The sequence below is a fragment of the Algibacter sp. 2305UL17-15 genome (genome assembly GCF_040720935.1).
Classification (GTDB): Bacteria; Bacteroidota; Bacteroidia; order Flavobacteriales; family Flavobacteriaceae; genus Jejuia.
This window is the reverse complement of sequence record NZ_JBFDAE010000007.1, coordinates 97,809-110,607: the sequence shown is the minus strand read 5'-3', so window position 1 is coordinate 110,607 and position 12,799 is coordinate 97,809. Positions and strand designations below refer to the sequence as shown.

Here is a 12,799-nt window from a genome sequence, read left to right as displayed (position 1 = left end):
ATAAGAATCAATACTACTTGAAATCCACACTTGAAAGTTGGTTGTAAATTTTATCGTTCTTGCTAACAACTGCGTCTTGCTTTAATTGAGATAGATACTCTTTATACTTTTCTTCCTGATAATACTCAAAAACTAAATCCTTTACTTTTTCATAGGGATAGTATTCCTTTTCCAAAGGCTGTGTCAATTTTATGATGTAAACACCTTCTTGGGTTCTTACCGTTTTTGTGTTTCCAAATTCCAATTCTAAGGCAGTTTCTTTAAGTATTTGGTCTGGATTGTCTTCGCCATGAATTGGGACAGAGTCATAAAAAACAAGGTTTTTATAGATAGATTTTGGGTATTCTTTTTTTAAACTTTTTAAAGAATATGTATTTAAAACTTTCTCGTTAAGTGCTTCTATTTCAAGTTTCGCTTCCTTATAAGGCATCGTTTGATATGGAAACCCAAATTGCTCTATTTCAGCCTTTTTTACATGACTGAATTTATCCTGTTTTATGGTTTCGTAATAATTTTTTAAAGTCCCAATGTTTGCTGAAAATTTCGCCTTTTTGATTTTTTCTGAAACCCTGATTTCCAGATTGCTCAACAGATAAAAATAATAGTCGGACATGGTTGTATAAACTTGACCGTAAACGGTCTGTCCAGACGCTTTTTTCTTCTGTCTTTCTTCATTATAGGCCTTCCATTGTTGTGTAAATTCTTTAAAATCGAAATTAGAAATGATATGGTTTTCAACCGCTAAAGCATGTATTCTTTTGGAATCTGTTACTTTATTATCGGTGCGGTTTTTTAAGTAATCAATAGGCGTTGTATTTCCATAAATTGTTGTCCAAAATTCTGGATGGTTATTAATGCCATGTTTCAAATAAAAATGATTGTAAGTCATGGCGATTTCCTTTTTTAAATGCAAGAGATACTCTTGTTTGTGGACTTTCATTCCATTTATGGCAATGACGGCAGAGTCTTGGGGCTTGAACAAAAAGGTAGTGTTATCAATTCTTTTTTCATTTTGAAAAACAGCAAACACTATCATGCCTGCTATGATTATCAATACTAAAAAAATGTACTTGTTCTTTTTTTTCACGATGATTTCTATTCTGGTTAAAAATAGGCTATAAATAATAAATTCCCCTATTTTATAAAAACAGAGGAATTGAATATCAAATTCGTTTGGTTTAGCAATTATTCCACAATTACTTTTTTAGAGACGGAATTTCCAGATTGATCGATAAATTTAAAGAAGTAAAAACCGCTCGTTAATCGTTTTATATCTAGTCCCGAATTTTTAATCGTTTGCATATTTGAAGTAGCACTTTGGATTTGTTTTCCGCTGATATCCATAATTTCAATACGTTCTACTTCTGATATATTTTGAAAATATACCCTATTGGTTACGGGGTTTGGATACACAATCACATCAGGTTTTTTTTTATTTACATCATCAACACTAAGATTGCCATCGGCTGTAACGACCAATACGGGTCGTAATTCAAAATTTGATTGCTCTTTACTGTGGTACTTCACAAAATTTTGACTTCCGGAAGGTGTTGACGTCAATGCAATAGAGATTATACCATCGCCGGAAACTTCTGAAATCACTTGGGTTTTCACATCCCATTCCATCGTAGCAGAAGTGCTACCCGTTTGTGTATCCATCACACTTCCTTGGGCTGGTTTGTTGTTCCAGGTAATGCCGGTTTCTGTCCAGCTATCATCTGCTACTATTTTTGCCTGGAATTGTGTTGCCGAAGCGGCCGTTCCCCCTCCGCTAGGTTCTAAAACCAATTTGGCATCTGTAATATTGCCTGCTGTTACCAAAGAGGACACATCAAATTTAAGATAGGCTTCTCGTGTAAAGCCACTACTAGCTACTTTTACCTGTAATTCGTCTTCCGTACCGTAATTATTATCATCATGGCTCCCATCCCTTACCAAAGCATCGGCCAGAACGGGTATTTTTATAGCACTCCCAGACTCGTTAACTTCATCGGTTACATTAATAATGAATATCTTATCGAAAATGCCACCATTATTATCAAGAGTTCTCACTCTTATGCTAAAACTATTCTGCAATTCATAATCAAAAACCTGGGTCGCAAAAAGCTGGTTGCCGGTAATGCTAAAGCTGGAATTGTCCACATCGCCATTTCCGCTGGTAAACTCATAGGTATGGGTATCTGTAGCGTCTGCATCCGTAGTACTAAAATCGCCTATTAAAGTGGGTGTTGTATTGTTTTCTTGTAAAGAGTTATTAGACAATTGAATATCGGTAGGGTCATTATTCACAACCGTATATGGGTGCTCTCCCGCGCCTATATCGGGAAGCCCGTAATACAAAGTTTCGCCCCAAAAATCCTGTCCGCCATTGTCATTTATAATCTTACCGGCATCCACACATGGCGAAGTAGGTTGCAATTTATAGCCCGTTAACACATTGGGATAATTGGCCCAATCTATATCCTGACCACCCGTGCCCGGATTGACAAGTAACGGGTTTGAAGTGATATAATCTGTCCCTAGAGGTGCAATATTATAAAAACAATTGTTCTCGAAATTAACGTTGTTACTGCTTCCCCAAGTGGATCCTGCATCTTCAAAATAGAAAATATTATTGTAAAAATCGGTGTTGAAAGCGGTACGCCCAATAGCCCCAGAACCGAAAACCGCTAGTTGAATTCCAGACTTCACATAGTGCGTATTGTTGTAAACGGAAGCTCTGGTCATTTCCTCTAACCAATTAAAACCATAAAAATAAATAGCCTTTTCATCGTTTTCTGAAATGTTATAGCGAATTACCACGTTTTCATTCACGCCTTTTTTCATAATGGCAAACCCCCAATAATTGTCATGGCTATAGTTGTATTGAATTTTTGTGTTCTTGCAATTATAATCGGCATCATAGCCACCTCGGTCCTTATCGCCAGTACCTTTATTGCCATAGGCTTCGTTATACTGGATTTTTACACCGTCGGTATTAAAACAAAACACGCTATGTCCCGTATCATATCTACTGGAATTCGCCAAAGTATTATGCTCTACAATAGCATCATCACTCGCTCTAATAATCATATTATTTCTGCCGGTATTGTTTATTCTGTTGCCTCTAATGACGATGTTTAGCGAAGGATATCTTGTTCCCGAGGAAATAGAAGCGTGTGTCGATTGGTTCGCAATACCCAGTCCGCCAACGTTTTCAATAACGTTATCCTCAATTTTTAAATCGTTGTATCGGGTTTGGTCAGTCCCAAATGCCGTCATATAAATACCACCTGTGTCTTTTGTTGCCACATCGCCATTTACATCATGGATGTAGCAATCTCGAATATAAATATGATTGGCTTCCATGCCACCAGCTAAATCCAATACGCCCAAGATGCCCCACAAATCGCCTTGATAACCAGTTGTGCCGTTGGTATTGGTAATTTCCAAGTTATTGACTTCCCAGTACTCCACATTATGCAATAATACCGTAGCGGCTGTGTTGGTCAACAAGCCTCCGCCGTTTAAAATGGGTTTATTTCCCGCTCCATACATATCCAGTACAATGGGGTTGCCCGCCGTTCCCGAACCGCTTAAAGCCACTTGTCCGTTCCAAATTTCGCCTGCCTTAAAATACAATTTATCGCCCGGGGAAAAGGTAAACGCACTTACTTTGCTTAGCGTTTGCCACGCATTTGCGGCGTCTGTTCCAGAATTGGCATCGTTACCCGAAGTAGCATCCACATAATAATCTGTTGCCCATGATGTTCCTGAAATTAGAAGCGTAAGGCAGAATAATAATAAGTAATTTTTTTTCTTCATAATTTTTTTGGTTTAATGTTTATAGCAAGAAGTCTTTTAAAATTTATTTTTTTTCACCATACAGCACAAAAATTTCATCTAAACCCGAATGTCTTTTTTTATTTGAACAATAGCCCAAATCTGTTCAGAACTAAAACAGCACAAACAAAGTTAACCGATGTTTTTTGCTTTTATTTAAACTTATGTCCTAATTGCTAGCACTTATGTTCCATTTTTGGGCAATCATCGGAGAAACATTGTGTTTACTGACTTTGCCCAAGAGATGCATCGTTTAAAACAACTGCTTTTCAATTATAATACTTTTCTGATTTGAATGGCATTCAAAACAGGGTTTCCTTTAACCGTTTCAAAATCTATGGTAATTCCTTTGCCGTTTGAAATCCCGATTTCATATTTTTTTGAAATGGCCTTTTCTGCTCCAAACTGTTCCGTAAGGTTTAAGTTTTTTTCTATATAATTACCATTAATGAGCACATTAAAAACACGGTCTGAAACACTTTCGGACACTTTATCGTCTCCTAAATTATAAATTAACTTTTCATGCTGAATGTCCGATTCCAATTCTGCCCAATGTAAAGAAATGACGTATTTCCCGTTCGGAACATCCGCTTTAAATTTTTGGATACCTACACGCTGGGTTTGATAAATAGGATCATCTTCTGAATCTATGATATCCAATTCCGAACTTGGCAAACTGCCATATTTTGTTTTCGGTCTATAAGGTTCGCCCCCAATATAGCCCCAACTTCCTTCTGAATATTCTTGTTCGGGAATCCATATGTGACTTTTAATTTTATCTTCATAAAAGCGTTTAGACCCGAGAAGCACATTTAGATTATAAAAATCATCTTTTAAGTTTGAAAACTGATGAGGTGCCAACCTAAAATCAACATCCAAAATATCTGCACATACTTTTGAATTGATGTTGCTTTTGGCTTCAAGTCTGTTTATGCCATTTAAAAATGGAATTGAAAAACGCGCGATATTAGCAATAACCTCGGCATTATACACCTTGTTATTATGTTTAACTTCCACCGATGTTCCATTGCTATATACAGTAACGGGTTGCGTACAATGGTTTGTTCCTGCTTCGGCGACACCGCCCCTAATATTCCATTTATTCTGACCAAATTTTACAATTGGTTCCTCAGAAAGCATTGTTTTATACAACCACCATGTATCTTTTTTTTCTCTATCCAACGTTGTGATGCCTTTTAAATTGGTGCGCGGTTTTGCATAACCTCTTGATTCTGAATAAAAATCGTTTAAATTCCAGATGTTAGCACCAACAATAAATGGGCGTTCCATAATAGCTTTTAAATAGTGTTCGTGGTAGGCATTGCCATATTCAACCGTATAATCAAATCGTTCCGGTTCAAAGGAGTGCAATCGCGGATGCACATCAGCGCCATATTCAGTAATGATTAGCGCTTGATTTGGGAAAAGCTCATGAAGGTTTTCTAGCGTTTTATCAAAATCTTCAAATTTACCACCATACCAACCTTGGTATAAATTCCATCCTAAAACCATGGGAACAGCTGTTAATCCAGCATCTTTGTATCGTTCTATTGCGCCGTGATTCGGAATCATGGTAGATCTATCTGGGTCTAATGCCCTTATATGATGTTCAATTTTTGAAGCTAATTTTGTGACATTTTTTGCATAGACCTCATACCTTTCTTTTTCGGTTTTTTGGCTAAAAGGCAATCGTAGAAGCACCTCATTCATATAAGCCCAAATGATTAAAGACGGATGGTTAAAATTTTGTTTGACCATTTCTTCTGCCATCAACAGACTGTTTTCTGTAAACGCTTCAGATTCCGTAATGGCATTCACGATAGGAATTTCCACCGAAGCTAAAATCCCCAATCTATCGCACATTTCGAGTACTGTTGGGTCTTGTGGGTAATGGGCTATTCTTAAAAAATTACCGCCCATTTCTTTTAGCAAGCGAACGTCTCGAACATGCATTTCGTCTGTTAAAGCATTTCCTTTTTTTAAATAATCCTGATGTCTATTCGTGCCAATTAATTTGAGGTATTCGCCATTTAAGAAGAAGCCTTTTTCAGCATCAAATTTAAACCATCGGCATCCTAAAGGTTGAATTGATTCATCTAAAACCTCATCTGTTTTAGCATCTTTTATTTGGGTTATGACTTGGTATAAATAGGGATTGTCGGGAGACCATAACTTTGGATTTTCTATGGAAAAAATTTCTTTTACCGATACGTTATTTTTATCTTTTTTAATATTTACTTTCTGTGTCTTTTCTGAAACTATTTGTCCTTCTTCATCTATAATTCGATTTAAAAGCTGAACCGTTCTATTTTGATTCGCCTTATTATTCAACAAAGAATTAATTTGAACTTTTGCTTTTTCTTTTGAAACTTCTGGTGTGGTAACATACACTCCCGACGAGCCATAATCATCCCTAGAAAAATGAACGCTATTAAGCTGAACAAGAAATACATCCCGATAAATACCTCCAAAAAACGTGAAATCTGCGGACAATGGCGGAATATTTTCATTATGGCTATTATCCACCTTTACGGCTAAAATATTCTTTTCGCCATAATTTAAAAATTTGGTAATATCAAAATGAAATCTGGTATATCCGCCTTTGTGGTTGCCTACCCATTTTCCATTTACATATACATCGGCTACTTGGTTTGCGCCCTCAAAATAAATTAGGGTTCGAGAATTATCTTCTTCTTTTTTAGCATCTATTTGAAGTGCTTTTTTATACCACCCAATACCTCTGTAATATCCTGGTGTATCATCAGTAGCATCTATATTATTCCAAGTGTGTGGTAAGTTTATGTTTTCCCAAGTAGCATCACTTTTTTCAACTTCAAAATCGCCATTGTGGAACTTCCAATTGTTATTAATCGTGCTTATCTGTTTTGATTGCGACCAAAGTGTCATGGTCGTTACAAATGCAACTAGTACTATAACTATTTGTTTCTTCATATTAAATAATCAGATTATTAATTATTTTAATTTTTACTTACCCGTTTAGCAACCCCAATTCCCCATTCGCCTGCCACCGAATAATACAAATACACCTCTTTTTTATCTATCAAAATGGCTGGATCTCTTAATTCGTGCAACCGCTTTTTTGTATAGCCATTTACCGATTTTTGTATGGGGAGTTCTGCCCCTTCATAATCTATTTCTGGTTTTAACACTTCTTCTGGGGCGCTGACTTTCCAATCGTTCCAAGACCCTTCAAGATTTACTACCGTTTTAAGAATCCGCTCTGGTGCATCGCCTTTTTGAGAATAAAAAATTACTAGATTATCGTCTGCCACAGCTACCGCTGAATGTCTGATTTTCGGTAATATCTCCACACCTTTCTCAAAGGGAGAAACACCATCTAAAGACCGATAAAACGTGCCGGAAACCAATGCATAATAATAGCCTTCATATTTAAAAACACGAAAATAAGAAGGGCCTAAAACGGTATCTGAAGCTTTAAAATCCAACCCATCTTTAGAAGTGCTGACAAAGGTTTTTTGACCGCCTTTATTTGGCGTAGGCCCGTGAAAGTACATTCTAATTGTTTTTGCGCCTTCATCAATGATAATATCTGGGGAAGCAATATGGCCAACTGCAGAAGTTTTTTCTAAATGAAGCACCCCGGGGCTGTAAACCGTCCATGGGCCAGTTGGGGTATTGGCATAAGCCAAACGTATATATTTTCCATGATGGTGGGCAAAATACATATAATAGTTTCCTAGTGGATTTTTTACCCATTTTGGCACTTTAATTACAGAAGGGCCGTTGATGTTTTCGCCCAAATCGCCTTCCAATCCAACCATTTCAGGATAAATCATGGGGTTGTTTTCTGAACGCACAAAATCAGAATTATTCCAATTTTTAATGCTGGACGTAGATACACATGACGTAATTCCCGTTAATATAAAAACATAACAGAGCGTCTTTAAAACATTAAAACAAGTCAATTTATTTTTCTTCATTGTCAAAATAACCAATTACCTGATAGACTTGGGTGTTCAGTTCGTTCATTTTTTTCATCATGGGCATCCATAGCTGGTGTTTTCTTGTTTATATGCTTTAGCATCTTTGCATCCAAAAAGGATAATTGCTAAGGTTATAAAAGCTATATTTTTCATGTGTTTTCTTATCATTTTAAAAAATCCTGCTTACCATTGGTAATCCATTCCTTCCCTGCTCAATTTCCAAGATTTCTTGACTTCCTCCAATTCCTTTCTCATCTTTTCTAACAACTCTGGTTTTTCGGATGCTAAATTATGTGATTCTGAAGGGTCTGTTGACAAATCGAAAAGCATCATATCTTTTCCAACATCTGGAATACAAATTTTATATTTGCCACTTATATAGGCATAGAGCTCTAAGTTTTTGTAAAGACGCTGATATCCAGAAACTATAGGGACGCTTCTTTCTTTTGAATCGGCATGCAACAAAACCGATTTAAGACTCACACCATCTAAAGGTATTTTTTTGTTTACAGGAATATCAAGGATATCAAGAATAGTTGGCAGATAATCTACAGTTGACGATTGATAGTCTGATACCTGGCCCGCTTTAATATGCTCTGGCCACACCACTACTGATGGCACCCGAAGACCACCTTCCCACATTTGGTGTTTATGCCCTCTAAAAGGTCCTGCCGAAGCAATGCCCTTTTTTGTAATGGGGCCTGACGGCCCATTATCGCTACAAAAGAAAATAATCGTGTTTTTATCGATGCGCTTCTCCTTTAAATAATGACGCAAACGTCCAATTTGTTCGTCCATTGCCGTTATGCATCCATACAAATGTTTTTGCTCCAAGGGCAAATCTGGATATTTTGCCAAATATTCTGGACCAGCAACCACGGGTTCGTGTGGCGTATGAAACCATATAGTAGCAAAAAAAGGTTTTTCTTCTGAAATGGATTGCTCTATAAACGGAATAGCTCTATCCACAATAATTCGGCTATCATCCCCATCTAGGTTATCGGTAACTAGTTTGCCATTCTGAATATAAATAGATCCGCCCCAAGAGCCATCTTCTTGCGCTCCCCAACTTGTCCACCCCTGTGGTGTTTTGGTAGGGTTCCAAGTGGGTACTGCACTTTTCGTGGCGAAAGTTTCATTATAGCCGTGGTGCCATGGCGGTGAGTAAACCCCTCTAGTTTCCACTTTGTCAGGCTGCATCCAACCTAAGTGCCATTTACCGAAAAAGCCTGTTTGATATCCTGCTTTTTTTAACACTTCAGCAATGGTTGTTTCCGCAGGTCGCATACCGCCAGTATGCGCCGCAAAAACACCTTGTCTAAAAGAATTTCTGCCTGTTAAAACACTAGCTCGCGTTGGAGAACATAATGGGGCTGATGCATAAAAATTGTTTAACGTAACACCATCGTTGGCCATGGTGTCTAAAAATGGGGTTATTATATTTTTATTCCCATTAAAACCAACATCTCCGTAACCCAGATCATCGGCCATAATAAGTATGATATTGGGGCTTTTGTTTTTTTGCATCAAATGTTGTCCAGAAAGGCTCTGTGCCATAATAGTAATTGGTAAAACTATTGCAAATCGGAAAAAAAATAAAGTTTTCATTTTTTATACTTTTTTATAGGGGAAACTTATTTTGACTTTTTTTATTCCAGCTCCTTTTTTAATGTGAACATTAGCCAACCTGTTTAGAATATAAAATTAATTGATATGTTTTGCTTCTTATTTATACGTATGTTCTAATTACTTAATAAAGAATAAAAAGACCAACCATTTTGTTCATTATTAAGATTTATTTATATCGAACTCACATTTTAGACTCTCGCTTTCAAGAATTATCAATTCAAATTGGTTTAAGAATCTTGTTATAGACTTTTTCATTAAAATCAAAAACAGCGTTTTTATTCAGGCTGTCAATTAATCGTTTATATCGATTTTCTTTATAGAAATAAGCCACTTCTTTTCGAACATTATCAAAGGAACGAAACTGTTTATTTATAGGTTTCAACAACTTCATTATATAAATACTTGAATTCATTTCACTTTTAGTATCTACTAATTTAGTTTCTCCAAATTTTAAATTTGAAGCATAACTCTTGATTATTCTATCTGGGTTTTCTTCGCCGTAAAGCTTAACACCATCATAAAATTGTTTCTGTTTATATGTTGCGATATTATACTGATTTTTCAACGCTTTAATGGTATTCGTTTTCAAGACTTCATCATAGGCTTTTTTTGCCATGCTAAAACTTTGTTTCCGTTGGGTTGAATTCTGATAAGGAAAACTTAAATATTCAACGCTAAGCGTATCAATATAAGTGAAATGTATTTTTTTAATGGTGTTGTAATAGTCTTGCAATTCGTTTTCCGATGGTACAAAAACAGTTTCGTCTAGCTTATCTTTTAAACGAATGTCAAGATTGGTTTGTACGTAAAAGTAATAATCTTTCATATTCGTTTCGATAGGGCCATAAACAATTCCGCCAGCATCATGTTTTAATTTGCGCGTTTTATTCTCAGCTTGCCAATCCTTTAAAAAAACCTCAAAATCAAATGGTTTAACAACATTCATTTTTGCAGCGTAATCCTGTACCACTTTTACTTGCCTTAAATGAGTATTTGTTTTTTCCCTTATATATTGTATGGGCGTTTCATTATCATGAGTTGATTGCCAAAATGTATTACTTTTTTCAATACCATATTTTTGAAAGAAATAGTTAAAAGTCATCGCTTTTTCTTCTTCCAGAAACATCATATACTCATCAATTGAAACAGGAATATCATTGATTTTAAGTACGGTTGATTCGGTAAAAACTAAAGCAGATTCCTTTTTTTGAGACCACTTATTACAAGAAATAACTAATAAACAAAGAATACAGCAACTCATTAACAGTACTGTATCCTTTTTTAAGGTTAAAACCTTTTGTGTTAAAAACATTAAAATTTATTGACGTTCATGTGCTCCAATATCTGCACTTCCATTGTATAACGTATTACCCCAAAAATCTTTTCCACCGTTGCCAGTTATATCTTTACCAGCATCAATACAAGGTGAACCTGCTTTTATTTTATAGCCGGTTAGTACATTAGGGTAATTACTCCAATCAATATCTTGACCTCCCGTACCTGGTGCTTCTAATAATGGGTTACCAGTTACCGCGTTTGTACCCCTGGTTGTAATGTTGTAAAACGCATTGTTCTCAAACGTACAATTATTTGGTTCTTTACCCCAAAGGCCTTCATTTGTTCCTTCAAAATAGAATATGTTATTATAAAAATTGGTGTTAAAAGGTGTTCTATCTCTAAAAACGGCAACACCCAAACCAGCTTTAACAAAATGGGTGTTATTATAAATATTAGCGCGTGTCATACCCTTATCGCCTTCAAAACCATAAAAATAAATGGATAGTTTATCGTTTTCAGAAATGTTATATCTAATAGTTACGTTTTCGTTTATAGCTCTTTTCATAATGGCATAACCCCAATTATTATCATGACTGTAGTTATATTGGATTTTTGTGTCCTTACAATTATAATCGGCATCAAAACCACCACGATCAGCCAAACCAATTGGTCCCACATTTCCATAAGCTTCGTTATATTGAATTTGACAATTAACGGTATTGAAATTAAATATACTGTGTCCTTTATCAAATACACTAGAATTGATAAGTCTGTTATGCTCTACAATAGCATCATCACTTGCTCTAACAATCATATTATTTCTTCCTGTTGGCCCTACCGTATTTCCAGTAATTTTCACATTTAAGAATGGATATCTGTCAGCTACTTTAACGGATGCATGTGGCGATTGCGTAGCAATACCAAGTCCGCCAACATCTTTTACCAAATTGTTTTGAATTTGAAGATCGTTATAAAAAGCAGGACTTGAACCATCTGCGGTAACATAAATGCCTCCAGTATCTTTTCCTGCAACATTACCATTAACATCATGAATATAACAGTTGCGAATATAAATATGGTTAATTACCGTACCATTATCGACGATAACACGTAAGCCCCATATTGGACCTTGTTGCGCTGTAGAACCATTTGTGTTTGTGATTTCAAGATTGTTGATTTCCCAGTAAGCACCATTTTTAAGTCTTACTGTGGTATTGTCATTTTCTGTAACGCCACCGCCATTCAAAATTGGCTTATTCCCTGTGCCATAATAATCAACAATGATTGGCTTACCATTGCTCCCAGAGCCACTAAGCAATAATTGACCATTCCAAACCTCTCCAGATTTGAACAAAATTTTATCTCCAGGTCCAAACGTGGTACCATTTACCTTTGATAATGTTTTCCAAGCTGTGGCTTCGCTGGTACCGTTAGCGGTATCATTACCGTTTGTTGCATCAATATAATAAGCTTTGCCATTTTCTGATACTACAGCTGATGTTTCAGCAGAGGAATCATTGGAGTATCCAGAATCACCATCAGTATTATAGGCTCTAACTCTATAATTATAGGAAGTACTTGCGTTTAGTCCAGTGTCACTATAAGCAGTTTCTCCTTTATTTGTTGTTGCAATTTGAGCATAACTTTCGGAACCCGTTTTTCGTTCTACTTTAAAACCCGTGGTGTTCTTAGAATTGTGTACCCAAGATAGATTAATTTCACTTGAAGAAATTGCAGTGGCACTCAAATTAATTGGTGCAGAAAGTGCTGATGGAGATGGGTTATCGGAATCAGATTTGCTACATGATAAAAGACTTATCGAGCCAAGAAATAAAAGTGTGATTTTTAAGATTGAATTCTTCATTTATTTAGCTGTTTAATTTTAATATTTTCAATACAATTTATGTTGTTTGTTTAATGATCTATATTGTCGTTTAAATAGTACGTTTGGAGCGTATAAAATGCTTTTTTTCGAATGCCTTGATTAGATATTAAGCCTTTTCGATTGTAATCTTTTTGCAAATCTTTGTTTGATTAAATTTACTAAAAGAGAAATGTTTTAATGCGTTTTAATGATTTCTATTTCATTGATCCGTTGGGTTAAA

The 12,799-nt window shown here is 35.8% G+C and carries 7 protein-coding genes; all 7 read right to left on the bottom strand.

Features of this window, described 5'->3' with window-relative positions:
* Positions 1–13 precede the first annotated feature (13 nt).
* Entirely contained in the window at positions 14–1,087 is a 1,074-nt protein-coding gene (locus tag ABXQ82_RS09370) for a hypothetical protein (RefSeq protein WP_367058265.1), read from the bottom strand.
* A gap of 98 nt (positions 1,088–1,185) precedes the next feature.
* Positions 1,186–3,804, bottom strand: coding sequence for a DNRLRE domain-containing protein (locus ABXQ82_RS09365; protein ID WP_367058262.1), 2,619 nt, complete (start codon positions 3,802–3,804; stop codon positions 1,186–1,188).
* A 291-nt stretch (positions 3,805–4,095) separates the two neighbouring features.
* Positions 4,096–6,774 carry a glycoside hydrolase family 2 TIM barrel-domain containing protein gene (locus tag ABXQ82_RS09360; protein ID WP_367058259.1) on the bottom strand — a complete coding sequence of 893 codons (2,679 nt, stop codon included), beginning with the start codon at positions 6,772–6,774 and terminating at the stop codon, positions 4,096–4,098.
* Positions 6,775–6,800: 26 nt separating this feature from the next.
* Positions 6,801–7,784 carry a hypothetical protein gene (locus tag ABXQ82_RS09355; protein WP_367058256.1) on the bottom strand — a complete coding sequence of 328 codons (984 nt, stop codon included), beginning with the start codon at positions 7,782–7,784 and terminating at the stop codon, positions 6,801–6,803.
* A 186-nt stretch (positions 7,785–7,970) separates the two neighbouring features.
* Positions 7,971–9,395 carry a sulfatase-like hydrolase/transferase gene (locus tag ABXQ82_RS09350; protein WP_367058253.1) on the bottom strand — a complete coding sequence of 475 codons (1,425 nt, stop codon included), beginning with the start codon at positions 9,393–9,395 and terminating at the stop codon, positions 7,971–7,973.
* A gap of 238 nt (positions 9,396–9,633) precedes the next feature.
* Complete coding sequence (locus tag ABXQ82_RS09345) at positions 9,634–10,728, bottom strand: hypothetical protein (RefSeq protein ID WP_367058250.1); 1,095 nt, start codon at positions 10,726–10,728, stop codon at positions 9,634–9,636.
* Between the two features lie 6 nt (positions 10,729–10,734).
* Entirely contained in the window at positions 10,735–12,558 is a 1,824-nt protein-coding gene (locus tag ABXQ82_RS09340; protein WP_367058247.1) for a fibronectin type III domain-containing protein, read from the bottom strand.
* Positions 12,559–12,799 lie beyond the last annotated feature (241 nt).

Coding starts and splice junctions, on each gene's coding strand:
- ABXQ82_RS09355 (WP_367058256.1), bottom strand. CDS start 7,784: ATGAAGAAAAATAAATTGACTTGTTTTAATGTTTTAAAGACGCTCTGT.
- ABXQ82_RS09340 (WP_367058247.1), bottom strand. CDS start 12,558: ATGAAGAATTCAATCTTAAAAATCACACTTTTATTTCTTGGCTCGATA.
- ABXQ82_RS09365 (WP_367058262.1), bottom strand. CDS start 3,804: ATGAAGAAAAAAAATTACTTATTATTATTCTGCCTTACGCTTCTAATT.
- ABXQ82_RS09345 (WP_367058250.1), bottom strand. CDS start 10,728: ATGTTTTTAACACAAAAGGTTTTAACCTTAAAAAAGGATACAGTACTG.
- ABXQ82_RS09360 (WP_367058259.1), bottom strand. CDS start 6,774: ATGAAGAAACAAATAGTTATAGTACTAGTTGCATTTGTAACGACCATG.
- ABXQ82_RS09350 (WP_367058253.1), bottom strand. CDS start 9,395: ATGAAAACTTTATTTTTTTTCCGATTTGCAATAGTTTTACCAATTACT.